The organism is Parabacteroides sp. KHUB-02 (assembly GCF_056640955.1).
Genome location: NZ_JBWQEV010000001.1, coordinates 1,898,214 through 1,923,616, shown reverse-complemented (window position 1 = coordinate 1,923,616; position 25,403 = coordinate 1,898,214). Strand labels below are relative to the sequence as shown.

14 protein-coding genes are annotated in these 25,403 nt (G+C 51.0%); 1 reads left to right on the top strand and 13 read right to left on the bottom strand.

The genetic code is table 11. The annotated features are described in order from the left end of the window. The first annotated feature begins 13 nt into the window (after positions 1 to 13). Positions 14 to 1,321, top strand: coding sequence for an MATE family efflux transporter (locus ACYIA1_RS08315; RefSeq protein ID WP_480334986.1), 1,308 nt, complete (start codon positions 14 to 16; stop codon positions 1,319 to 1,321). A gap of 136 nt (positions 1,322 to 1,457) precedes the next feature. Here the strand turns inward: ACYIA1_RS08315 and ACYIA1_RS08310 are convergent, their stop codons facing one another. From ACYIA1_RS08310 to gcvP, 13 genes are all read right to left on the bottom strand, one after another. Continuing rightward, positions 1,458 to 3,167, bottom strand: coding sequence for an acyl-CoA dehydrogenase family protein (locus tag ACYIA1_RS08310; protein WP_005865287.1), 1,710 nt, complete (start codon positions 3,165 to 3,167; stop codon positions 1,458 to 1,460). Between the two features lie 2 nt (positions 3,168 to 3,169). Further along, positions 3,170 to 4,189, bottom strand: coding sequence for an electron transfer flavoprotein subunit alpha/FixB family protein (locus ACYIA1_RS08305; protein ID WP_087346086.1), 1,020 nt, complete (start codon positions 4,187 to 4,189; stop codon positions 3,170 to 3,172). 4 nt (positions 4,190 to 4,193) lie between these two features. Continuing rightward, positions 4,194 to 5,099: an electron transfer flavoprotein subunit beta/FixA family protein gene (locus ACYIA1_RS08300; RefSeq protein WP_480334983.1), complete on the bottom strand. Its 906-nt coding sequence runs from the start codon at positions 5,097 to 5,099 to the stop codon at positions 4,194 to 4,196. Positions 5,100 to 5,514: 415 nt separating this feature from the next. Next, complete coding sequence (locus tag ACYIA1_RS08295) at positions 5,515 to 11,193, bottom strand: T9SS type A sorting domain-containing protein (RefSeq protein WP_480334981.1); 5,679 nt, start codon at positions 11,191 to 11,193, stop codon at positions 5,515 to 5,517. After that, positions 11,190 to 12,713 carry a hypothetical protein gene (locus ACYIA1_RS08290; RefSeq protein WP_048927742.1) on the bottom strand — a complete coding sequence of 508 codons (1,524 nt, stop codon included), beginning with the start codon at positions 12,711 to 12,713 and terminating at the stop codon, positions 11,190 to 11,192. Before ACYIA1_RS08290 ends, ACYIA1_RS08295 begins: the two co-directional genes overlap by 4 nt. 16 nt (positions 12,714 to 12,729) lie before the next feature. After that, complete coding sequence (locus ACYIA1_RS08285) at positions 12,730 to 13,836, bottom strand: FimB/Mfa2 family fimbrial subunit (protein WP_122382767.1); 1,107 nt, start codon at positions 13,834 to 13,836, stop codon at positions 12,730 to 12,732. A gap of 196 nt (positions 13,837 to 14,032) precedes the next feature. Beyond that, positions 14,033 to 16,033, bottom strand: a complete 2,001-nt coding sequence (locus tag ACYIA1_RS08280) for an Mfa1 family fimbria major subunit (protein WP_048927744.1) — start codon at positions 16,031 to 16,033, stop codon at positions 14,033 to 14,035. A gap of 105 nt (positions 16,034 to 16,138) precedes the next feature. Continuing rightward, positions 16,139 to 17,560 carry a DUF3868 domain-containing protein gene (locus ACYIA1_RS08275; RefSeq protein ID WP_480334979.1) on the bottom strand — a complete coding sequence of 474 codons (1,422 nt, stop codon included), beginning with the start codon at positions 17,558 to 17,560 and terminating at the stop codon, positions 16,139 to 16,141. A 13-nt stretch (positions 17,561 to 17,573) separates the two neighbouring features. Then, positions 17,574 to 18,167 (bottom strand): DUF3575 domain-containing protein, encoded by a 594-nt coding sequence (locus ACYIA1_RS08270; protein WP_044545715.1) that lies wholly within the window; start codon positions 18,165 to 18,167, stop codon positions 17,574 to 17,576. 619 nt (positions 18,168 to 18,786) lie between these two features. Further along, positions 18,787 to 19,767, bottom strand: a complete 981-nt coding sequence (locus tag ACYIA1_RS08265; protein ID WP_048927745.1) for a tyrosine-type recombinase/integrase — start codon at positions 19,765 to 19,767, stop codon at positions 18,787 to 18,789. Positions 19,768 to 19,935: 168 nt separating this feature from the next. After that, on the bottom strand, positions 19,936 to 21,321 hold the full coding sequence (locus ACYIA1_RS08260; RefSeq protein WP_048927746.1) for an MFS transporter: 1,386 nt from the start codon (positions 21,319 to 21,321) through the stop codon (positions 19,936 to 19,938). Positions 21,322 to 21,433: 112 nt separating this feature from the next. Continuing rightward, entirely contained in the window at positions 21,434 to 22,543 is a 1,110-nt protein-coding gene (locus ACYIA1_RS08255; RefSeq protein ID WP_008778512.1) for a glycoside hydrolase family protein, read from the bottom strand. Then, complete coding sequence (gene gcvP, locus ACYIA1_RS08250) at positions 22,540 to 25,392, bottom strand: aminomethyl-transferring glycine dehydrogenase (RefSeq protein ID WP_480334976.1); 2,853 nt, start codon at positions 25,390 to 25,392, stop codon at positions 22,540 to 22,542. Before gcvP ends, ACYIA1_RS08255 begins: the two co-directional genes overlap by 4 nt. Positions 25,393 to 25,403: the final 11 nt, after the last annotated feature.

Below are 25,403 nucleotides of genomic sequence, written 5' to 3'. Positions count from 1 at the left end.
TTTAGGATAGGATATGAATCGGAAAATACTTCAGCTGGCCATACCTTCTATCGTCTCCAATATAACCGTGCCTTTGTTGGGCCTGGTGGATGTGGCGATCGTAGGGCATCTGGGATCGGCGTCGTACATTGGGGCGATCGCCGTGGGCGGGATGCTGTTTAACATGATCTATTGGATATTCGGCTTTCTCCGGATGGGGACAAGTGGTATGACCGCCCAAGCCTACGGGAAACGGGACTTGACGGAGGTCGTCCGGACCTTGCTGCGGGCTGTCGGGGTAGGGCTTTTGATCTCCCTCGGGCTTTGGATCCTTCAATCCCCGATCCTGAGGGGTGCGTTTGTTTTGATCGACGCGACGGAGGAGGTGAAGCGATGGGCCTCTCTTTATTTTAATATCTGTATTTGGGGAGCGCCGGCCGTATTGGGTTTATATGGCTTTGCCGGTTGGTTCATCGGTATGCAGAATTCTCGTTTCCCGATGTTTATCGCTATCACGCAGAATATCGTGAATATTGTGGCCAGCCTATGTTTCGTGTTTGTGCTGGGTATGAAGGTGGAAGGTGTAGCGCTGGGAACACTGATCGCCCAATATGCGGGCCTCTTCATGGCGTTTGCTCTTTGGTTGAAATATTATGGGCGTCTGAAAGCGTATATCGATTGGGACGGTCTTTGGGGTGGGGAGGCGATGCGTCGCTTCTTCTCGGTCAATAGTGATATATTTTTCCGGACCTTGTGCTTGGTCGCTGTTACTACCTTCTTTACCTCTACAGGTGCGAGACAAGGGGATGTGATATTGGCCGTAAATACCTTGTTGATGCAGTTGTTTACCTTGTTCTCTTATATAATGGATGGTTTCGCTTATGCGGGAGAGGCATTAGCCGGCCGGTTTATTGGGGCTAAAAACGATGTGGGGTTACGTAGATGCATTCGTTTATTGTTTCTATGGGGAATCGGCCTCTCTTTATCATTCACGATTCTTTATGCGTTTTTGGGGAGGGATTTTCTGGGGCTGTTGACGAACGATACCTCGGTCATTAAGGCTTCCGGGGATTATTTCTATTGGGTATTGGCGATCCCTTTATGTGGATTCTCCGCTTTCCTTTGGGACGGTATCTTTATCGGGGCCACGGCTACACGCCAGATGCTTTACTCGATGCTTGTGGCCTCGGCTACTTTCTTTATTATTTATTACCTGTTTTATCGATCGATGGGAAATCATGCGTTATGGATGGCTTTCCTTGGATATCTCTCCTTGCGAGGTGGTATGCAATGGATACTTTGGCGATATAGGAAGATTACAATGCCCATTATAAGCAACTGACAATGCCCATCGTAAGCGGCTTATAATGCCCAGTATAAGGAGCTTATAATGCCCATTGTAATAAATAAAGAAAGCGAGACTTCTATCTGGTTGATAATCAAGTCTCGCCTTCTTTGTTATGTGGAATGATAGTTGTTTATCGTTGTCTGTATGAGATCAATTCTTCTGGGTTGAATCGTCCGATATAACCCTGATGTTTCTCTATCTCAGCCTCTACGTAATTGGTGTAAACAACCGCGGACTTAGCGAACAGCTCCGGCGCTTTCGTCGCGTCTTGGATCAATAGATGAGCCATGATGATATCAGCGGCCATCTCCATCAAGCGGCGAGCCACGAAATCGAGTAATTCCTGATCTTGAGACTCTTTTACTTTCGCCATGCTAGCCTCGAACTTATTAGCCATCTCTACTAAACGAGCCTTCAGCGGTTCCATCTCGGCAGAGCAAGGGATCGCCTCGAATTCACGGATGGTAGCCAGGTAAGACCCGTTTGTCACGTAACGTATGGCCGCTACGGTCTGCAATTGCGTCGTGCCTTCATAGATGGAGGTGATACGGGCATCGCGGTAGATACGTTGGCAAGCATACTCCATCATAAAACCGGAACCTCCGTGTATTTGGATGCAATCATAGGCATTCTGGTTGGCGTATTCGGAATTCATACCTTTTGCCAACGGGGTGAAAGAATCCGCCAATTTGGCGTATTGCTTCTGTTCCTTACGCTCTTCCGGAGTCAGTTTACGCTCACGGGCGATGTCGTCCAGTGCCTTGTAAATATCAACGTAACGAGCGGTTTGGTATAACAACGCACGTCCGGCATCCAGCTTCGCTTTCATGATGGCGAGCATGTCGTAAACAGCAGGGAAGTCGATGATTGCCTTACCGAACTGCTTGCGGTCTTTGGCGTAGGCTAATCCTTCGTTGTAAGCGGCTTGGCTGAGGCCTACCGATTGTGCGGCGATACCTAGGCGCGCGCCGTTCATCAAGGCCATCACGTATTTGATCAAGCCCAGTTTGCGATCGCCACAAAGCTCTGCTTTCGCGTTCTTGTAAACTAATTCGCAAGTAGGAGAGCCGTGGATTCCCAATTTATTCTCGATACGGCGTACGTTTACGCCCCCTTCCTGTTTGTCGTAGATAAACATGGACAAACCACGTCCATCCTTGGTACCTTCCTCGGAACGGGCCAATACGAGGTGAAGATCCGCGTCGCCATTCGTGATGAATCGTTTTACGCCGTTCAACCGCCAGCAATTCTCTTTCTCGTCGAAGGTAGCCTTTAGCATCACGGATTGCAGGTCGGAGCCAGCGTCCGGCTCGGTCAGGTCCATAGACATGGTTTCTCCTGCGCAGATACGTGGGATGAAACGGCTGTGCTGATCCTCGTTGCCGAACTCATATAAGGTTTCGATACAATCCTGTAATGACCAGATATTACCGAAGCCGGCGTCAGCCGCCGCTACGATCTCTGCGCACATGGTGTACGGCGTGATCGGGAAGTTCAAGCCACCGAAACGGCGAGGCATCGTCATACCGTTCAAACCGGCTTTTACCATCGCGTCGAGGTTCTGCTTCGTGCCGGAAGCATATTCCACACGGCCATTCGCGCAGTGAGGACCTTCGGCATCTACGCCTTCCGCGTTAGGGGCGATGATCTCTCCGGTGATCTCTCCGGTAATCTCCAGCACCTTATCGTACGAGTCTATCGCATCGGCATAATCTTGCGGCGCGTAGTCGAACTCTTCCTTGTCTCTGTACTCGCGTTCCTTCAGCTCGCAAATACGTTCCATCATCGGATTGTTCAAGTGATACTTGAGTTCCGGTATGTCTGTATAATAATTAGCCATCTTTACTTACTGTTCTTTTTGTAATACTTAATCATCTTAGGAATCACCTCTTCTACCGTACCATTGATTACGTAATCGGCGATCGTATTGATCGGGGCATTCTCATCATTATTGATCGAAATGATGATACCGGCGTCTTGCATGCCGGCGATATGTTGGATCTGCCCGGAGATACCGCAAGCGATATACAATTTCGGACGCACCGTGACACCGGTCTGACCGATCTGACGGTCGTGGTCGCAGAAACCGGCATCGACAGCCGCACGGCTGGCGCCTACCTCGGCGTGAAGCTCTTTCGCCAAATCGAACAATAAATTAAAGTTCTCCTTGGAGCCTACGCCATAACCTCCGGCCACTACGATCGGAGCGCCTTTCAGGTTGTGCTTCGCTTTCTCTACATGACGGTCGATCACCTTCACCACATAGTCTGTCTCGGGGACATACTTCGCTACGTCGTGGCGGATCACTTCGCCTTTATAGTTCTCGTCAAGGACTTCCTTTTTCATCACGCCCTCACGAACGGTCGCCATTTGCGGGCGGTGTTCCGGGTTGATGATCGTGGCTACGATGTTACCACCGAACGCCGGACGGATCTGATATAATAAGTTCTCATAGGTAATACCCGCTTTTTTATCCTCGTGCGAGCCGATCTCCAAAGAGGTACAATCGGCCGTCAAGCCGCTTGTCAAGGCTGAGGATACACGAGGACCCAAGTCGCGACCGATCACCGTAGCGCCCATTAAGCAGATCTGCGGTTTCTCCTCCTTGAACAAATTAATCAAGATGGAAGAATGAGGAAGTGATGTATAAGGGAATAAACCCGGAGCGTCGAACACATGAACCTTGTCGACGCCAAAAGGCAATACTTGTTTCTCTACACCCTCAAGGCCGGAGCCGGCAACAATCGCTTCCAGTTGGCAGCCTAATTGATTGGCTAGCTTACGACCTTTGGTCAGAAGCTCAAGACTTACATCGGCAACGTTCGTGCCTTCTGTCTCACAATATACAAATACGTTGTTCATAATCTTATCCGATGGTGTGGTTAGCTAACAGTTCGACAATCAAATCCTCTACTTCTTGGTCGGAACCGGAGATCGTCTTGCTTTCCTTGGCTTGGAAGACGATGTTCTGGATCGCTTTTACCTTTGTCGGCGAACCGCTAAGGCCGCATTGAACCAAGTCTCCATTCACGTCGGCCACGCTCCATTCCTGAATATTCAGATACGGGCGGGTCTTGTACAATTCCGGGTAGCGAACGGTCGGTTCTCCATCTTGGTGACAGGCGGGTTGTGCGTTCCGTTCCTGTTTACCCATGGCGTATTTGTACTTCTGTACCAGCTTCGCGTTACGAGGACGGCAGGGAGCGGCGGAACCATTCACGGTGATTACGATCGGAAGCGGACCTTCCACAGTCTCGACACCTCCGTCGATATGACGTTTTACGGTGATACGTCCGGCTTCCTTATCTACGTTCAGGATTTCCTCGGCATACGTAATTTGGGTCAGTCCCAATTTCTCAGCGACTTGCGGACCTACCTGTGCCGTGTCGCCGTCGATCGCTTGGCGACCACCGATGATAATATCATAATCGTTGATTTTCTTGATAGCCGTGGCAAGCGCATAGGATGTGGCTAACGTGTCGGCTCCGGCAAACGCACGGTCGGTCAACAAAAAACCGCCGTCAGCACCACGATACAAACCCTCGCGGATGATTTCGGCGGCACGTCCCGGGCCCATCGTCAGCAGCGTAACTGTCGTCCCGGGGTAAGCGTCTTTCAAGCGTAACGCTTGTTCCAACGCGTTCAGGTCTTCCGGGTTAAAGATCGCTGGCAAGGCGGCGCGATTGATCGTACCGTCCGCCTTCATGGCGTCCTTTCCCACGTTTCGTGTATCCGGGACCTGTTTCGCTAAAACAATAATTCTTAAACTCATTTTATATAGGAATATTAGATTTTTATATTGATATAATACTTCTACTTATTTATTAATCTTGCGTTGCAAAAGTAATCAAACATTCTTTATAACAAAGAACTTTGTGAAGGAATTTGCACACTTCGCGCATGTTTGAGCAGAAAACACTAGCATGTGATGACAGCCTCCTTCCGGGATTTATGACAAAAGTACTGTTTGTATCGGGAATACTAAGGGGCAGGCCATTAAAGAAACTATCGGTATCGGCATGTGGCGTAAGCACTATCGGTGTGGGCTTACGCCACTACTGTTTTGGCCCGATGCCTATACCGGTGTTTGCCGGCGGCGGTCGGGGGAGGGGGGGAAATGAGAAAGCCCCGATGCCGCAAAGGGCACCGGGGCTTTCTGCTTGTTTAAGATAATTAGGTAGATTGATTTATCGAACGATTACTTTCTCCGTATGGGCTTGCTCGCCGTCGCTGGCGTGGATCATGTAGATACCGGCGGGCAGGTCGAAGCTGTATTGCGTCGTGTTCACGGAGAACTGACGCGCTTGCGAACCGTTCAGGCCGAATACCTTGATCTCCTTCACCGGCCGGAGGGAGGAGACGATCACTTGTCCGCGTCGTGCGGAGTAGATCGAGATCGTGTTCTCCAGCTCGGATCCTAGCTCGCTATCGCGAAGGAAGTAACGTCCGTGGCTGTCGCCGGCTACTTGCAGGCTGTAGCTATCGTCTTCCAGTTTCACGCTCTTGCGTGTATGGGCGTCGTAGAGGTAGAGCGGCTCGGCCAGGCGGCTGAGTCCCTCGATGGTCAGCGTCACCTCGTCGTTGGTCTCGTTATAGACACCGAGGCCGATGTTTCGGATGGACTTCACGGCGTTCACCTGCGCCGCCTTGCTGCCGGATACGGTGTAGACCATCGGTGCGTCCAGCTCGGAGTCGAGGAGTACGACCGCGTCCTCGTCGGCCTTATAGCCGTTGTCGGCCTTGTCGTAGGTCAGCAGGCTGGCCTTGCTCTTCACGTCGCCGCGCTCGGCGGTCAGGGTGATGACCGGGTTGGTGGCGGAGGCGGATTTGGTGGTCGCCTCGGTCGCGGATGCTCCGGTTGCCGACATCATGGCGGGGGTGAAGGTGATGTTCGCATCTGTACTTGCCTTTGCTGCGTCGCTCTTCAGCTCCACGAAGAATGCTTGCATCGGGGCTACCGTGCCATTCGTGTTTCCACCCTCAAAGTCTACGTCCGGTGTGCCTACCGAGGCATCCGGTGCGCCGTTTGCCAATGTCCAGTATTTGGGGGCTAATACCTCTTTATTTACATCCAAGAAGGTTTCCATATTCAGATACGTCATGAACGGGTTTCCTACCAAGAAGTGGGTACCGTCACCATCTACGTCCTTATCCAATGTAAGTATATAGGAATCATTTGATGATAATTCAACCAGTCTTCCGGAGTTAGCTTTGGAAGTGTCATCCGCTCTTAAAACGGATGCTTTCGTAGCCTCCTCATATTTATAGTCTGTAACAGCGTCCGCTTTCGGAAGGCGTACCAAGGCTGTTCCATCACCTCCATTTCCGGCAGGTACATCCTCCACGCTCAAATAGAAACCTTTACCGATCGTGTAAGGAACACTTACGTCATTGTATTCGATGCTCCAGTTGGATTGAACGGCTGCTACAGATTCTCTGTTTCCTTCATTGTCCGTCGCATATTCGATCGCCTGATTCCACGCCTTTTGATAGAAGGCCGGGGTCCAGCGGCTGTAGGAGTCCGTATTATACTCGATATCCTTGAATGCTTCCGTATCTTCCTTACCGTTTGCTTTAGGAGCGTAGATATCCCCGGCGTACACGTCTTGCAGCGGGGAGGCCATCCAGCGTTTCGCGTTGTTGGCAATCTCGAATTCTACCCAAGCCTTCACATAATCCAGCCGGTGTTGATTCATCAACTTCGCTTCCGGCTTGAAGTAGATTTGGTCTACCTTGTTGCCGTAGTAGGGAACGACTTCTATGGAATTGCCGGCTCCTGTGTTGTTAACGGCCATGTCGTATTGGATATTGGTGGTTGTTCCAAGATCCAATGTTCCACCATTCTCTGGGGATAAGTTCAATATCTTATTCTCCGGAATCGTGATCTTCGTGAAGTACAGCGGGGTAAAGGCGTTCGTCACGTCATCATCACTGTTGGCGTCTGTTTGGTCTTTATTACCCATATACAAATCCGCTTTCGTGGATTGATTCCAGTTGTTATCGTTATACCAAACGGCATCGGCCTCACCTTCCCAAGTCAGGTACTCGGGAACGATCTTGATTTGCAAGTAAGCCGTTCCCTCGCAGGAGCCCTCAATAGGCTGCGTAGCGTCCTCGTTTTCATATTCGCCGAAGGGGATGTATAAGGAATAGGTTTCTCCTTCCTTGAAGAGGCCCTCAACCTCCGATTCAGTCATATTAAATTTCAACGTCAAGCTATTTCCGTCCCCGGACTCCCTGTTTTGGGCAAAGAGCGAGATTAACTCTCCCACTTCCTCATAAAGATCTCCACTCCTTTGCAAGAAGACTTTCTTTTTTTCAAGACTATTGAGCGCTCTCAATACATGGTTCTCTCCTTCTACGCCAAAATCTATCTTGTTTTGGATCGGGATCGTCAATTCACGACTATTGTCCTTCAAATTGACAAGTCCCAAACGCAACGGGACGTTGGTCAAGCTTACAGCGGTGTAATCGACATCGGGGAATCCGACATTCAATTCCGGCACATCCGTACCCTCCGCCAAGGGAATCCATTCTCCTTCCGCGCAGAAACTTCTTGTCAAGACAGTCTGATTTCCCCCCGCGTCCTCTCTTATAGACTCGATATCCGGAATATAAGGCATGGCGTAAACTTGCTCCACAAAGCGGAACTGTACTTCTCCATTTCCCGAGGCCAGCAAAGGTTCGTATCCATTGCCGCCTAAAAGTCTTATCAATAGACTCTTTTCTTTGTCATCCAATGATGAACGAGTTACGTCATCCACATCAAATCTTTCGGTAGACTCATTTTCCGGTAATCCTTTCCGCAGTTTGCCGATAATATCTTGCAGATCTTCTAAAGGCAAATTTCCAATTCCTACATCCTGACAAATAGCAGCAAACTGCTCCTCTGTCCCTAAGTACCAATCAAAGGTATAACTATGATTTGGATATGCCTCCTCGAAAGAGACCAAATCAGGACTTACGATATTACCGACCTCGTCAACTCTCGCTACCCGTAAGTTGGCATTCACTGATTGAATACTGCCTACACAGGCGATCACGTTATCATCCGTCTCCGTTTGCACGGCGATCGTAGTGGAAGGCATCACATAGATTGTATTCTTCAAAGCGCACTCGCTATCCAGATCGAGGACCTGCTCTTCCTCACCATTGGCTGTCGCGATTTGTCTCGCGCTAAACAATACGACATAGTATTCACCGCTAGCGACCTTCTCCTCGTCTCCGTCTTTATATTTCTCTCCGGCGAAACGCAGGTCGGTATTATGCACGTCAATCTCGCTCAGATACAAGATCGTGTTGTCTTCACTGCGCCACGGACAGCGGATGCGAGGGATTTCCAAGCAGGCGTATAGATCTACTACGGCTTTCTCGTATTCGTCTCCTAATCTTTTTTCCACACCATTTATAGTGACTGCTGCGTTGCTTATAATTGCGTCCGTCTTGAAACTATCGTCTTTAATCCTTTTCGGATCCTCGGCACCATCAGCTTCACTACCAGTAGATGGTTCCAATACACATAACTCTCCGATCAACTGCTCCAACTCTTTCACATGCCCATCGTCTGCGTGATCCTTCCAGTAATCACGTTTCACATCCTCCAGGAAATCGTTCATGGCACGTATGTTCATGATGATCTCGCTTCTCTTGGCATCCTCGGGGTTGTCGGGGATCATCGGACCATCCGCTCCTACGGAATTCATATCTGTCTGTACGGCCACGCGCATGGTATATTGCAAGCCCAAGTCTGACAATTCTGGATTCGATGTCAAGTCCTTGTTAAGCACGATCCAGTTGCCTACTTTACCGTTGCTTTCTTTCTCCGTAAAAGCGAAGTAGACATTACCGACATTCGAGTGCAAGATATCGTCCACCGGCGCATAAGGATCGTTGCCCATCAAGCCGTAGCGGTATTTACGGTAATCAGGATTGCTCAATTCGTTCTCATCAATGGCATGCAAATCGATATCCCACGTCATGTTACTCTGTAGCGTTTGGTAGTCCGTGCTAACCATCAGCACGGAGGATTCGCAAGCGTCCTCGCGCTGAGAGGTGATGGCCGGCAATGTCTTGAATACGGAGATCTCGTCGATACCGAAGTCGGCACCATTGGAGCTCTCACAGTTGCTGGATATTTCCAGGACGAATTCATCGGATGTACCGATCTCTGTATTCGAGAAAGAGAATTTGAAGGAGACTTGTTGCCATTGAGCGGTAGTACCATCATCCGCTGTAGATAATGCCCCGCTATAATATTTGGCCAAGATCGTTTCCGTACCGCTATCTTTGTCTTTTCCTTTTAGGGTAAATCCTATATTAGCCGGTGTTCTGCCGTTACCCTCTGTTACGTCACAGACCCAAGCGTTTACGATAAGACTCGTATTCGGGCAAAGTCCGCTGATTGGTATTTTAGCGATAACACCGGGTATTTCCGAGGCGTCTATATACATGAAATAGCCGGATTCACTTCCATTGGTCTTTTCCCACAGACGGTCAGTAACCCTCCTGTTGTACTGTTGTGGAAAGTAATCCGTATAATAGGCGCCATTTACCTCAGTCGCACCTTGGCTTGGTTTGGTAGTGCTTGTACTAGCTCTTGAAATCTCCGGATAGTTCAACGTTCGATACAGAGCGTATTCACCCTTCATAACCTTCAATTCGTTACCTCTGTACGCATGCATCTCCGGGTGGGCGAACGCGTAATAGGAATCGATAGCTTTACCATCCTCTGTCGTGAATGGTTTAGACGTGAAATTCTCTGTCAAATTACTGCGTAAATAGCTCTCAACATTTCCCGTTAAAATCTCGTTTTCTTTTTCGAAAGAGATATGCTCTATTCGCTGATAGAGGGCTGTGTTACCCAATAACTCATCCTCGAAGCGATGCTTATACGCATTCTTTTCAGCTTCACTGAGGTTATTCAAAGCTTCTTTCGTCATGGCACCAGCCCTCTTTTCCAAGGAGATGTTAAGGAAAGAGACGGGATACCATTCACCGTTTCTTAAGTTGCTAACCTCTGCCAAGATACAGGCTCTTGTTGTATTGTTATTAAAGGATACTTCCGTAATGTTGCTTCCGTTGTTGCCTATCGAAGGAGTAGCAGTAGTCCACGTTCTTCCATCGTACCTATTGATCGTCCAACGAACGTATAGAGCTTGAGCTGATCTATTACCATTTGGAACGAAATAGTTCCGCAATTCTTCCGGCAAACGAAAATTTGATGTGGCACCTGCCGGTAAATAGATATCATACGCATTTAATACATACTTTGAAGGATCTGAGGCTTCCCGCAGTGGTTCAAGATTATTCTCTCTGATACCTAACTCTTCTAATGCAGATTGCTTTTCTCTTAATGCATCAACCCTCTCACTCGCATCTTTTATTTTAAACACGTGACGGATACCGATCGCTCGAGGGCGGATATAGCGATCCCTACCAGAACTTCCTGTTTCCGCTCTGACCGAACTGGCTTCATAAACAAGTTTCGTATCTGCATTTACTTGCGCTTGCGTAAAATTACACGTTACATATCCGGCGGAACCTGTAGTACCGGTTGAAGTGGTTGCTAAGCCATTGGTATACTTAGTCAAATTATCATTGGATATACCGTTAATTGTCTTATTTCCGTTTGCATCCTCAACAGACCATCGGATATATCCGTACATCCCTGTATTGTCACCGTCATCTTGAGTACGTACTTCTATATTCTGATTAGGAACTACATACAATATCTCCTCGATGGTATTATCCGGAGTTATACCTTCGTCCTGAATCTGCCCCATCGCCACCTCGGTTCCCCCGAGCAGGAGCACGCAGGACAAGATGAGTAGCTTGCCTATATTATATAATGTATAGTGTTTCTTCATGAGTTACCTCCTTCCTTATTTTTTAGGGTTATGGTGTAAGGTAGGGCGATTTCCCGATTTCCATTTGTTTGGGGATCTTGCTCTACGATAACCAAGGTTAATTGGATAGTCGCTTCCGCCGCGATGGATAGCTCTTGGGCGGTGACCTTGAAAGAACCTTCTGCCGCGTTCTCCTCCGGTAATTTAAAAGCTTTTTTACTCTTGTCTAACCAAGGAGCGTAAGTGTTATCCTTCGGTGTATTGATAAGCAAATTCGTATGCTCGCTCTCTTCGCCATTTGTCAGCAAGACGGCACTTGAATAGATCTCACTGCCTACGAAGTTGTCTTTATAATGCTTGAACACCGGGCTGGTAAAGCTGGATACGTTTGTTAACCTATAAGTAATCGTGATATCGCCGGCATGATCTGTCTCATACGCTCCTTGCGGAACGATGGGGCCCGATGGAAAATGGATGGATCGCGGTAGGCCGCCGATCGGCATGTGCTGCTGGTCGAATTCGATCACGATATCAGCGTCTGTCACGTTGACCGGGATCTGTAGCCAATCGTTGCGGCGGATGAAGTCGATATCGAATGACTGGGGCTGGTCGTTACGGCCGTCTATCTTTGTGGTGATCGTTAAGTCTGAGTTGCCTTGAGAGGCGGTCTCGTTGACATATGAGGTATAAGTCACTGCGCCTTCGTTGGCGATCTCGACCGCTTCGCCTTCCGTTACGAAAACTTTGGACATTGTCTGTCCCCATGCATCTTCGGGGAATTTTGGCTTATAGCTTTCTTGCACATCCGCTTGTAGCAAATTTCGCGGGTTTCCCGCTTCGTCTATATCGTAAGGAAACAAGAATATAGGCTGTTCGTCAGCGCGCAATCCATCTAAGGAAAGTCCGTTTAATGTGATAGGGCTGCTTTGATAATTCGTGACGGTAAGTGTCACCTTGCCTATCAGGCGGATCAAGGGGATCGCCAGTTCCGGTGTGTTTTCGCTGACTTCCACCTCGTAGCCGTAACTGGTCATGGGGATGTAGTTGCTTTGCTCGTCGAAACGGGTCATGGGGGGAAGGGATACGCCTTTGTCGGTAGGAAGCGTTCCAGCTTCGATAGCCTCGATCACTTCCTGCGCGTTTGTCAAACTCCTTAGGTTCGCGAGGGCGTAGATCTTGTATTGTCCGGCCGGGAGCTCTGCCTTGACGCTGGTCTCGGAGAAATCGGCCGGGTTATCAGATTGAGGATCATCCGTCATGTACTTATAAAAGTCCTTATTATCAGTGCCGTTTCCTTTTATAATCAACCACCAGTTCAGGATATGACGCTCGAAATTGTCATGGTTGGGGTCAGCTTTCGTATAAGTGGGCAGCGCGTTCTCCTTGCTTCGCAAGTTGATGGTCAGGGTGTATAGCTTGCCGTCGGGTATGTCCGGGCTGTTGCCGCCGTTCTCGTCGGAGCAGGCGGGCAGGAACGACAGAAGCAGTAGCGTGAACGCCACTGCCGCTGTCTGGATGGAAAAATATCGTTTGTTTCTCATTCTTGTTTACGTGTTTTTAAAGTTCGCCATTGTTGAGTCGGATCACCCAGTCTTTCACCTGTACCTTGTAGCAGGCGTAGCCTACGATGGGCACCTCGGGATCGGGGATTTCCGGGTCCGGATCGGGTGTCGGGTCCGGATCAGGCTCCGGATCGGGATCGGGATCGGGGTCCGGATCGGGGCAGTCCGGGCAAATGATAGGCGTGAGGAAGAATACGATGGAGTACTCGTCCTGCCGGTCCAGGTATTCCTGCGCCGGTATGTCGTGCCCCTCCATCTGGGTGAGCAGGAGGTATTGGTTGAGGTTGACGTTCAGCACGTCGTTCTTCCAATCCTTGTGGCGCACGATGAGGCGGTAGTTCTCGCCGGCCATGAGCCGCATGGTGTTCAGCTCGGCCACGGCCACGTACTGGTTGGCGGGCTTCCCGTTGATCTGGTCGTCCGCGGATCCGGCGGCGATGTCGACGCTCTCCGTATGGTAGGGCAGGTAGGAGATCGTGTCGTCGTCGAGCAGGGTATTGTCATAGTCCATGTATCCGTTGTCGGCCACGATCCGGAAGGAGAAGTCCTTCACGTCCATGCTGTATCCCTCGGTATCTTGCAAGACGACGCGCAGCTTGTTGGTGTTCTTCGCCAACGATATCTCTTTCTCCTCGTGGCGGTCGCCGGTGATGACCAGCGTGTCGAGCGCGTGCCAGAGGGGTGTCAGTTCATTGGGTTGGGTAGCGTCGGCCTCCCGTAGCGTCTTGACGCGAATCTCCTCGATGGTGGAGGATTCGGGGGTGAGCTCGGGCCATTGGTAGGAGCTCTCGTCCAGTCCGGCCCAAGTGAGCACTTGGTAAGTACCGGGCTCGAGGTCCATCGCGATGCTGTTCGCTTTCAACTCCGCTCCCTCGATATCTTGCCGCCGGATAAAATTACCCTTGTTGTCGCAGATAAACAATGCGGCTTTATCCACCTCGCGTTGGAAGGCGTCGGCAAATTTCATGTTGTAATCGTACACGAGGCGCAGCCGGTACTCGCAAGGGGCGATGGAGTCATCGTGGATATAGTCGCACGCGGCGAGTCCCGTCAGCGTCAGCGCGCCGATCGATTTGATTAATAAATTGGAGAATCTGTTCATATCTGTTTAAACGTTGTTTGTTTACTGCCAAAGATAATTTAATGTCCACCGGGGGGCCGCCCTGCCGTCAATCGCTGATGGGAAGGACGACAATCCCAACCGTGCTATAGGGTCATGTATGTAGGAAGCGGGGATTTCCCCGGTGGCATATATAGGTTCCTCCCTTCCGGCGGAGGGCCGGAGGGGAGGAATAGGATTACAGGCTGACGCCACTGTTGGAGCGAACCACCCAGTCTTTCACGTTAAGAATGACAGTCAGTTGCGCGTCTCCGCTCTCGTCCGGGTCTGTCGGATCCGGGACATCCACCTCGGAAAGGCCTAATCCTTTGATCTCGGAAACAGAGATATCATAGATATTGTTACGAACGATGTCAAACTCCATCACGCCCATCACATGCTGATCGTCATTATTCTCATGACGGATCCAGTACGGATAGTAGCAAACGCCATTGGTATAGACTTTCACGAGCTTATTGATCTCGACCATGTCATTGCCTCCATTTTCATCCATGAAGTCCTCGAATGATTTAACGCCTGTTACTGTATTCATCTTTTTATCACCGTCCGTCTCTGCCTCTACGGCTGTTTTCAAGGCCTTCAAATAACCGAACGGATCCGCTGCCGAGGCTAATGTCTTAGAGTTTTTGAAGTCGGAGACTGTCATATTTCCCAATCCTGCTGTCGTGAAACCGTCGAAGAAGATATATCCCGGGTGCTGTTTGCCATCTCCTATCTCCTCCGCATAGATACGAGCCAAGGTGTATGCGAATACCGATTTGTAATCCTTGAAAATATCGTCGTTATAGGTATAGAATGTTTGAGCGGTTTGCTTAGCTATATCTGTCTCTTTGCTGACATTAGTTGCTTCCACGCTACCATCGGTTTCATCTACTACCATCCACTGTTTTGGATAATAAGTGGCTTGGAACAAGGCACCGGTAGAGTAACCGTTCAAGGACGCGGCCTTGGAAGTGGTATTCTCGCGTGTGTATAGATAAGTCAGGTCATCCGCCTCTCTTCCACTCAGCGGAATGATATTTTTTGTCTGTTCATTCTGCCACCCGCTCCAGATCGCACCGATGGTCTGGTATGTTTGGCCACTCGCCACGCAATATGCATAGTCGTAACTTAGTGCCTTAGGCGTGAAACCGGTTTCCGTCGCGGAGTTGATAGCGGCAAGGTTTGTTACGTTCTCTGCTGTCTTCGCACGAGTCCAAGGATCGATCACGAAGCGCACAGGTAATAATTTATTGGCGTTTACCTCCTCATCGCCTAGATACTCGTCTTTTGTGGCATCAGAGAAATCGCTCAAGTCGCCAGTTGTCGGATCGAACTGGTTGTTCTCCTCTGTCACGCGTTTCAGCAAATAAGATCCGCTACTCAATTGGTTGAAGATAGCTACATTATTCAGGACAACCCTGTCCGTTGTCGCGCCTGTTGGGTTATAAACAAAAGTTGAGTTATTGTTATATTCATTGACTCTTACTTTAGCGGCCAAGCGTTCTACGAATACCTCAACCTCCGGAACATTGTCGGAGCTACGATCGGGGAAGGTGACGGTAGATTCATGATTTTGGTTGTCTTCCAAGGTATGGGAAGACATGATAAAACCACTTTCGGTTTGAAGATCGTTAATCAAGTAGTTGGCCAGCTGGTTACCTGTACTGATTTGATTTGTTCCCGTACCTATCGCCGGCAATTTGTCAGAACCACCCATGTTCGTGATAGCGATTACACCGTATTTTTTTCCGGCGAAACTGGCGGCTTTGTCGCTCATGGTTACCTCGATCGTGGCTTGCCAGCCATGGTTGGTCTCAGTAAGGTCGGTTCCTCCGGTTGTCGGATGGGTTGCGTCCGGATTTTCCTCGGATCCCGTGGCCGCGGTATATCCTTTCGCTACAAGGGTACTCGTGCTCTTGAAGTCGAAATCAGTCGTACTCCCACTATTTTCAAATAAATAGATTGTCAAGTCCTTGATATCACTTTCATCGATATCTCCCTTTTCGAAACCATCGCCATCCTCGCCATTACCGGCTTTCGTAGTGATACCGGCATTGATCTGTACGGCTACGAGTGCGCTTTCACCTAACGCCTCGCCATTCCCGTTGTTACCGTTCGGCCCGCTCTCCAGATCGTCCGAACAAGACACCGCCGCGCAAGCGAAGGCGAGTGCCCATAATGTACTTTTCAGTTTCATGTTGTTTAATTGTTAGATAGTTAGATTGTTTAATTAAAGTTAGTATGTTTGTATGTAATAGTCTTCCGAGGTCCGCGGCAGATCTCGGAAGACATCCGCGGCGGGTCAATCCTCCACCTGCTCCAGGTTGGCCCGGGCCTGCTCGCCCACCCGCGCGTCGTTCGTCTGCGTGCGGAAGATGGTGGCCGCCCGGTCGGTGTCGCCCTCCAGCCAAGCGGCTACGCCCTCGGCCAGCCTACGCTCCGGTCCCTCTTGCGCCTTCGCCAGGTAGCGGTGCGCCGCGGCGGTGTCGCCGTTCAGCAGGGCGGAGTTGGCGGCGTTGAGGTTCGACACGGGGTCGTCCGGATACATGCGCACGGCAATCTCGAACACCTCCTTGAACTCGGCGCTTCCCGTCTCGTAGGTCTGCGCCACGCGGAACATCTCGTCGAGGCTCAGCTGTTTCGGGTCGTTGTAAATCAACTCCTTCGCCTCCTCCACGCTGATCGGACGGATGGTGTAGCTCACCTTATAGTCCGAGTGGCGCAAGGCGGGGTAGATCTCCTTTACGAGGTAGCGGTAAGGCTCGCCCCCGTCGACGCCCCTCAGCTTCTCCTCGCGACGGTCCGGGTCGTCGATGGAAGCGTCCCGGATCACGTCAAGCAGGGCCTCCCGGGCGGGCATCGAGGAGCGTTCCACGCGGGCCTCCAGCCCTTGCCAGTCCTCCGCCTCGTAGCTCGCCTCGGTGTCCGCGCCGTCCAGGCCGTACCGCTCTCTCACGTAGGCCAGCAAGGCTTCGGAGCGGCCCTTGGCCAGACGTTCGTTATTGGCGTATGAGCCTTCGGGAGAGGCATATCCTTTTATGCTGACACCGGTGATGGTGGCGTATTTATCGCCGCGCACGGACTCGATGGTCTCTTGGATCGCCGCCAGCTCGCGCGAGTTCTGGCGGTAGTCCGGGCGGATCTCCGTGCGGTTCACGGGGAAGTCGAGGAACGCGCTACCCTCCTTCGCCCGGTTCTTCACCTCCACCGGCGGCGCCACGTAGGCCATGAGCGGCCGAGGGGTCCGGTTCAGGTGGATCGGGAAGAGCGCGCTCCGGTCGTTCTTGAGGGCCTCCCATCCGCAACCGCACTCGTCGATCGCCAAGGCCATCTCGGAACCGTCCATCCAGCGGGCGTAAGGCATGCGGGCGTGGTAGTCGAAGCGTTGCTCGGTACCGTTCTTGCGGCGCACAGCGAACTCCCCGTCGGTGGCGATGTCGCGCCCCGTGCGCTCGTATAAGATCTGGCGGTTACGCCCGTTCACGATCAGCGCGGGCAGTCTCCTCAGGCTGTCGCCCCGCTGGATGACCGGCGTGTAGGTGACGGACCGGTTGGAGCGGACCACCAGGTCGCTCAGGTTGAGGGTGAGGTCTACTAGCAGGTAGTCACCGGACCGTTCGATGAGTTTTTTCTCTACGCGCAACGTGTTCTCCTGCGCGTACGCGTTCGCCGCCGCCAAGGATCCGGCCAGCAGCAGAGCTATGGGTAAGAATCGTCTTTTCATCAGTTCGCGTGTTTTAGAATAAGTAGATCAAGCTGACGGCCGCCTGCGTAGGGCCGAAGTAGTGCTTCTTGTTGTCTTCCGACTTGTTGCCGCAATTCTTGCAAGGGAACTTGTCGTAATTGAGGTAGAGGTATCCTACGCCGAGCGTGGCCTCCAAGTTCCAGTGCTCGTGCAGGAGCCATTGGTATCCGTAGCTGACGCCTACGCCTGTTCCCCAGCCTTGGCGACGCTCGTTCTCGAGGTCGAGAACCTTCAGGTCGGCGAAGTTATAGGCGATAAAGGGTACGTGAAGCCCCAGGAAATGCCCTTGGAATGACTCGCAGAACCAATAGCGCAACTCGGGGTGCGCCCGGAAGTGTTTCATCGTACGGTCGTAAGATCCGTCGTCGTTCTTCCCGTCGAAGGGGTTGAGTCCCGCCTCCAGGTCCAGCGTCCAGTGCCGTGCCAGCCGGAACTCGGCGCCGAGGTTGAAGGTACCGCCCACTCCCCAGTACGGGAGATTGGTCTTGATGGCCGCCACGGCGCCCTTGTCATCGCCCGGCGAAGTCTGCGCTTGCGAGAGGAACGCTGCGCAGAGAAATACCATTAACGTGAAAAGCCTTTTCATTTTCATTGTATTCATTGAATTAAGTAAATAATCATCTTATGAACGGGTCGTAGTTCTTACCGGATACAGAAGTTGGGTCGGTTTTTTCCTAACGGCCAGTCACTCTCTCTATTTTCAGGAAAAGCCTTCGCGTTTCCATTGGTTCTTCCAGTCTCTCATCCATCACTAAGGGCTTGATATATGGTTCTTCCTGTATAGTGATAACGATCCTTATTTACGAAATAAGGTTTACGGCAGATAGATCTATCGCCGAACGGTTTCGTTATTGGAGCGAAAAAACGGTAAACGACCGTGGTTTTCTTATACATCCTCGTGTACGGAGTTCTTTTGACTGGCAAAAGGCGTGAGAAGAGCTTGTTAATAAAACGTAAAGGCACGATGGTAAGGACAGCCTTTGCCCTCCTTTTGGTAAAAGCGCCTAAAAGGCTTATATCAAGGAAAAAAACGTGAATATTCCTTATGCAGAACTTCTCTTTTCGGGAGAAAAAGGTTGTTTGCTAAAAAAGATTAGAAAAAAGCTTGTTTTTCTAATATATAAAACCGTACTTTGTCGTGTTGTTCTATAACAGAGTTGCCTTGTCGCTTCTTGTTGAATCGCAAACAACTCATTATAGGGCTGTTAATCCGGTTTTGACTTATTTCGTAAATAAGTCTCGTATCCCTTCCTCAGCAGATTATTCAAGAATCTCGTTATTTGTTTATTCGCCTTGTTCAGTTCCGACTGGTCGAGCGAGCTGAGATAGCATCGGGTGGTCTTCTCGGACGAATGCCCCATCGCTTGGCTAATCACGGCAACCGGGACGTGGTGCGCCAAGGCCTCCGAGGCCCATGTGTGACGCATGACGTAAGAGGTGAGCTTGATCTTCAGCCCCAGCCGCTCGCCGATTTCCCTCAAGGCCCGGTTCTGCCGGCTCAATAACCGTTTGTATTCTTGATTATTGGTGTGATCCGGAGATGTCAGCCCCAAGTCGAAGATGAAAGGCGTGTCATTCCTGTATTTCCGGATCAGGGCCTTCATGCCGGAGGTGATTTCGATCCGGATCTGCGTGCCTGTCTTGCGGCGGTTGTACACGATCTCGCCGCCTCGGATATTTTCCTTTCTCAAGTTCACGATGTCCACGAAAGGCATGCCGAAGGCCATAAAACTGAAAATCGACAGGTCAGCGGCCCGCTCAAGGTCCGGTCGCTCCCGTAAGTCCTGTGCCGCTATCTCCCGGATGGCTTCGGAGGGGATGGCCCGTTTGGCGGTCTCTTCCCTTTTCAAGCGTAAGCGTGCGAAAGGGTTCTCCCGTACGGTCACCAGCCCTTCGGACAAGGCGGCGTTGTAGATCGCCCTCAGGCTACTCATATAACTATTGACCGAGTTGGTCTTTAACCCCAGTTTCTGCAAGAAACAGTGGAAATCGGCGATCTGTGTCGCCGTCACATTTTTGATACGGCAAACGCTCTTCCCCAAGAAACGCTCGAAATGTCGTCCCGCCACCTCATATAGTTCCGCGGTACTCAGCTTTCCCTGCTCCCTCTTGCTATGAGCACGTATCTTGACGTACTCGATGAATAAAAGAGCCGTGCTTTTGTTCTTTTGTTTGGATTGTCCCATAGCTTCTCTCCTTAATTAATTACATGAAAACATACTGACCCTATGTCGTGTTTTAAAGACATTCATGGTTTTCCAAAGAGAAACTAAAATATGAAAAAAACTTGGTTTGTACTACTCTCGGGTACAAACCAAGTTCTTACGAAGATATGTATGTTTATTAAGACGATATCAGCCTCGTACCTGTTTTGCGTCTAGGCGTTCTACCACCTTGCCATAAATAATCAAGGCAAAAGCCGAGACTAAAGCGATCGCTCCGAAATAATACCAGATATAATGGGCATTTGCGCTAGCCGTCAGCCATTCCTCATGAGAGGCGAAGAGGGTAGGTTCCGGACAGTATTTACTCAAAAGGAATCCGGATAATCCAAACCCAAAGATAGAGGATAAGAAGGAATGCAAATGGCTGAATCCAAGATAAAGACCTTCCTCTCCCTTGGGAGCTTGCAAAGAGAAATACTCGAGGAAGCGAGGCGATATGAATGTCTCGGCCAAGCCTTGGAACACGATGCCTACCACCATCATGAAGGCAACAGGGTGCATGCCGAGTATATTCGTATTTCCGTCTAGCATATTTCCGGATGCCATGCAAAGAGCGGATATCGGCATGATGAACATACCGACCGTCATGGAAGTAAGCGCTGTCCGCTTCCGCATCATCTGCGTTACTAGATTGACTGTCAGAACTACGACTAAAGGGTTTACGTTGGCGTACCAAGAAGGAGAGGCCCCCTCACCGGCCAAACGAAGCACATATTTAGGCATCGTGGCATACAGCTGGTGTTGCACCATCCAGAATCCGGTGATAATGATGATTAAGGTAATCAGCCGGCCATTACTGCAAACTTTGATCAAGGCGTTCCAAATCTGCCCGAACGTCTTGCCCTCGCCCGAGTGCTGGGCGCTTTTGTAGAAGAACCAGATGGCTAGCAAGGCAAGGAACGTCATGCTCGCCGAGAAATAGTTCAAGGTAATCAACCCCTCGTTACCCAACGCCTCGCGAAGCGGCTTCACGATGGTCTTTCCGGAGAAAGCCCCGATATTTACCATCGCGTAGAAGATAGAGAAACCCTTTGCCCGGGTTTCCGGCGTAGTTTCTTTAGCGACCGTACCGGAGATAACGCTCTTGATAAAAGCCCCGCCGCATACGATCAAGGCCATGATAGGGATAATGCCGTACTGAAGATTGCTCTCCAGCAATCCCGTAAAGGTAGTCGTCGTGCTGTATTCAACAAGTCCGGCGGATTGAAGCCAAGTAGGGTAAACTGCCAGTCCTAGATAACCACAAGTTAACAAAGTGAAAGCCAGTAGCATCGAGTTGCGGAAACCGATCTTATCGGCCAATGCTCCGGCGAACGTGGGCAGCAAATACAAACAGGCGGAAAAGATACCGGCGATGCTGGCAGCCTGAATGTCGTTAAAGCCTAAGATGCGGCTAAGATAAAGGGTGATAACGATAAATACGCCATAATAAGCGGCTCGCTCGAACAACTCGACGGTGTTCGCCACCCAGAACGCTTTACTGAACTTGATTTTCTCTTGTTTCTTAGTTGTCATGATATTTTTATTTAGTAAGATAGATTAGATGGATAAGTAAAAGAGGAGGCGCAGGTGAGAAAATGAAGAGCTGCGCCTCCTTGTCTTTGTTTTATCGTATAGTAATTACGAATTAGGGCTTTACGGTATACGGTTGGTGGATCGCCTTATCGAAAGCTTTCCAATGCTCATCCGTCATGTTGCCCGGCGTAAACAACGCCACGCCAGCCGCTCCGTTTTCCATGGAGCCTCTTACGGCCTCCTCGATCTCGGACGGGATCAGTCCGTGGCCTTCCGGGTCCTTGATATTCGCCTTGTTCTGCCAATCCTCGCAGATGAACAGACCGCTATAAACCGGCTTCTTGCCTTGCACGGAGGCTACTTCCTCTTTCACGATCGGAGCCAGCCAAGAAGCGTCCTCCAGATAGAAATCGTTATAATTCATCGGGAAGAAAGCGTCGATATTCCATTTATTCCATTCTTGACGAACCATCCACTTGGCGTGAGAGTCCGGCCCCGGGAATACGGCGGCGCTCACTTTCTTGCCTTTGCCGTGAACCTCGTCGGCGATGCGGTTTACCAATTTCGTGATCAAGTCGCAACGGAACTGCGCCCATTCTGCGCATTTGGAAGGATCCTCTACGGATTTGATGTCGATACCGGTAGCGGCCTTGAAATCGGCCACGCATTTGTCACAGTAACAATAGTCCGCCGTAGGATATTCCTCGTCCATCACCAATCCGTATTTTTCCCAAAGTCCGCGGGCTAGGATGACATCCACGTAACGGATATAATCCAGATGGATATAATCCACCTCCGGGATATCGGCTACCTTGCCATACAGATTCAGCAAGAACTCCGCCGTACCTTCTTGGTTCGGGCACAGGCATTTGTAATAAGGCACATACGCCTGTACGGAATAGGCCGACTCGCCTTTCCGGTTCACGGCGTAGAGGGTGGAGTCCAATCCATGTTGCAACATGGCGGGAATCCATGCGTGATATTCCATGCCATTGGCATGGGCCGCTTTGGCGGCACGCTGAATTTTCTCCGTGTCATGGCCGGCGTTGTAGCACATCCCGTCTACTCCGTGGGCATGCCATTTACTAAAGTCCGCCTGTAAGGTTTGCTCGGTGGTATTCCCACCTTCGCCTTGCCATGCGTAGACCTTGACTGTTTTCTCGGGAGCCTTGACGCAAGCCGTCAGAGCGACGGCCGCCAAAGCGATAAAGAGCTTCTTCATATCTCGCAAGCGCATAAAGTCGGTATTAAGTTACGGTCGCCATAAGCGTTATCTACACGGGCTACGTTAATCCAGAACTTGCTGTCGTGCAACCATTCCAGCGGGAAGGCGGCCTTCGTGCGGGGATACGCGTGTTTCCACTCGTCGGCGGTCACCTCGTATTCCGGATGCGGGGCGTTCTTCAAGACGTTGTCCTCCTTGGATGCCTTGCCTTCCTCCACCTCCTTGATCTCGCTCCAGATACATTCCATTACCTCTACGAAACGATCCAGCTCGGCCTTGCTCTCGCTCTCGGTCGGCTCTACCATCAAGGTGCCGTGTACCGGGAAAGATAGGGTAGGAGCGTGGTAGCCGAAGTCCATCAAACGCTTGGCGATATCGCCCTCGTCGATGCCCGAACGCTCTTTTACCGTGCGGCATTCCAAGATCAACTCATGACCTACACGGCCTGTCGCTCCGGTATAAACGATGCCGTACGTATCCTTGAACTTAGCGGCCAAGTAATTGGCGTTCAAGATGGCCGTCTTCGTCACTGTCTCAAGACCTTCCGTACCCAGCAAGCGGATGTAAGCGTACGTGATCGGCAGGATACCGGCGCTACCATAAGGAGCTGCGGATACCGTATTCAAGTCGCTGCCCCAAAGCACCGGATGCTGCGGCAAGAACGGAACCAGATGCTCGGCCACGCAGATCGGGCCTACGCCGGGACCACCACCTCCGTGAGGAGAAGAGAAGGTCTTATGCAGGTTCAAGTGACATACATCGGCGCCGATCGTACCCGGATTTGTCAATCCTACCTGCGCGTTCATGTTGGCGCCATCCATATAAAGCTGTCCTCCGCAAGCGTGAACGATGTCGCACATCTCCTTGATGTCCACCTCGAAGATACCATGCGTGGACGGATAGGTAATCATGCTGGCAGCCAGACACTCCTTGTTCTCCTCGGCTTTCGCACGGAAATCTTCCAGATCGATATTACCATTCTCGTCGCATTTAACGGTTACGGTCTTATATCCGCATTGGATAGCGCTGGCCGGGTTGGTTCCGTGGGCGGAAGCCGGAAGCAAAACGATATCACGATGGCCTTGGCCGATGCTTTCCTGATAAGCACGGATCACACGAAGACCCGTGTACTCGCCGGCGGCGCCGGAGTTCGGTTGCAACGTACAGCCCTTGAAGCCTGTGATCGTGCATAAGTAAGAAGACAGGTTCTCGATCAGCTCCGTATAGCCCTCCACTTGCTCCTCCGGAGCGTATGGGTGGATATTCATGAATTCCGGACGGCTGAGCGGCAGCATGGAGGAGGCCGGGTTCAGCTTCATCGTGCAAGATCCCAGCGAGATCATGGATTGAGCCAAGGAAACATCCTTTCGTCCCAAACGGGTGATGTAACGTATCAACTCGGTCTCCGTATGATATTTCTTGAATACGTCTTGCCGCAAGAAATCGGAGGTACGGGCGAATTTAGCGTCGAAATAAGTCTGGGCGGGGATAGACTCGTCCAGCATATAGTCTTTACCGGCGGCACCGGCGAAGATGTATAGTAATACGCCTATGTCCGTAGGCAATGTCGTCTCGTCTATGCTGACGCCCACTTGTCCGGCCTCGAAGTAACGCAAGTTCACCTTGCACTCCAAGGCGATCTCACGCAGCGCGTTCACCGACACGTGCGCGGGAAGCTGTATCTTCAAGGTATCGAAATAATCCTTGTTTAATTGCGTATATCCCAGTTTCTCCAATTCCTTGGCCAAGAATCCGGCCGTGGAATGAATCCGTCCGGCGATGTTACGCAACCCCTCCGCTCCATGATATACGGCGTAGAAGCCGGCCATGGTAGCCAACAACGCCTGAGCCGTACAGATATTGGACGTAGCCTTCTCACGTTTGATATGTTGCTCGCGGGTCTGCAAGGCCAAGCGATAAGCCGGATGGCCGTAAGCGTCCTTGGAGATACCGATGATACGTCCCGGGATCGTACGTTTATAATCGTCCTTCGTAGCGAAGAAAGCGGCGGAAGGACCCCCGTAGAACATCGGGATACCGAAGCGCTGGCTGCTACCGAATACGACATCCGCTCCCCATTCTCCCGGAGGAGTCAGCAATACCAAGCTCATCAAGTCGGCGGCTACGCCTACCTTGGCTCCGGCGGCGCCCGCACGGGCTACGAATTCCTTATAGTCCTCGATCGAACCATCCGCGTTCGGGAACTGTACGATGGCGGCGAACACATCCGGCGTGAACTCGAATTTCTTATAATCGCCCACTACCACCTGGATGCCCTGCGGGATCATGCGGGTGTGGATGACGGCCAGCGTAGAGGCGAACACATTCTCGTCGATGAATACCGTATTCGCTTCCGCTTTCACCTGCGCACGGCTACGTGAACCATGGAACATGGTAACCGCCTCGGCTGCCGCTGTCGCCTCGTCGAGTAGCGAGCAGTTTGTCAAAGGTAATCCTGTCAATTCACTGATAACAGTCTGGAAGTTCAGCAACGCCTCCAAGCGTCCTTGGGATACTTCCGCCTGATACGGAGTATAGGAGGTGTACCAAACCGGGTTCTCGAATACGTTACGTTGGATCGGGGCCGGGCAAACCGTGTCGTACCAACCCATACCGATATAAGAGGTGAATACCTCGTTCTTGGAGGCCAGCTCGGCGATATGCTCGGCGAACTCACGTTCCGTCATGGCCTCCGGGAGGTTCAACGGCTCTTTCAAACGGATGTTGGCCGGAATGGTCTGATCGATCAACTCGTCCAAAGACTTCACGCCAATCGTCTCCAACATAGCGGGAATATCTTCCGCTGAGATGCCCACGTGGCGGTTTACAAACTTATTTGTGTCCATAATTCTAGTAT

Bases quoted from the DNA above. Each gene is read 5' to 3' on its own strand.
- ACYIA1_RS08285 (WP_122382767.1), bottom strand. From the start codon at position 13,836: ATGAACAGATTCTCCAATTTATTAATCAAATCGATCGGCGCGCTGACG.
- gcvP (WP_480334976.1), bottom strand. From the start codon at position 25,392: ATGGACACAAATAAGTTTGTAAACCGCCACGTGGGCATCTCAGCGGAA.
- ACYIA1_RS08310 (WP_005865287.1), bottom strand. From the start codon at position 3,167: ATGGCTAATTATTATACAGACATACCGGAACTCAAGTATCACTTGAAC.
- ACYIA1_RS08295 (WP_480334981.1), bottom strand. From the start codon at position 11,193: ATGAAGAAACACTATACATTATATAATATAGGCAAGCTACTCATCTTG.
- ACYIA1_RS08255 (WP_008778512.1), bottom strand. From the start codon at position 22,543: ATGAAGAAGCTCTTTATCGCTTTGGCGGCCGTCGCTCTGACGGCTTGC.
- ACYIA1_RS08300 (WP_480334983.1), bottom strand. From the start codon at position 5,099: ATGAGTTTAAGAATTATTGTTTTAGCGAAACAGGTCCCGGATACACGA.
- ACYIA1_RS08290 (WP_048927742.1), bottom strand. From the start codon at position 12,713: ATGAGAAACAAACGATATTTTTCCATCCAGACAGCGGCAGTGGCGTTC.
- ACYIA1_RS08270 (WP_044545715.1), bottom strand. From the start codon at position 18,167: ATGAAAAGGCTTTTCACGTTAATGGTATTTCTCTGCGCAGCGTTCCTC.
- ACYIA1_RS08260 (WP_048927746.1), bottom strand. From the start codon at position 21,321: ATGACAACTAAGAAACAAGAGAAAATCAAGTTCAGTAAAGCGTTCTGG.
- ACYIA1_RS08265 (WP_048927745.1), bottom strand. From the start codon at position 19,767: ATGGGACAATCCAAACAAAAGAACAAAAGCACGGCTCTTTTATTCATC.
- ACYIA1_RS08315 (WP_480334986.1), top strand. From the start codon at position 14: ATGAATCGGAAAATACTTCAGCTGGCCATACCTTCTATCGTCTCCAAT.
- ACYIA1_RS08305 (WP_087346086.1), bottom strand. From the start codon at position 4,189: ATGAACAACGTATTTGTATATTGTGAGACAGAAGGCACGAACGTTGCC.
- ACYIA1_RS08280 (WP_048927744.1), bottom strand. From the start codon at position 16,033: ATGAAACTGAAAAGTACATTATGGGCACTCGCCTTCGCTTGCGCGGCG.
- ACYIA1_RS08275 (WP_480334979.1), bottom strand. From the start codon at position 17,560: ATGAAAAGACGATTCTTACCCATAGCTCTGCTGCTGGCCGGATCCTTG.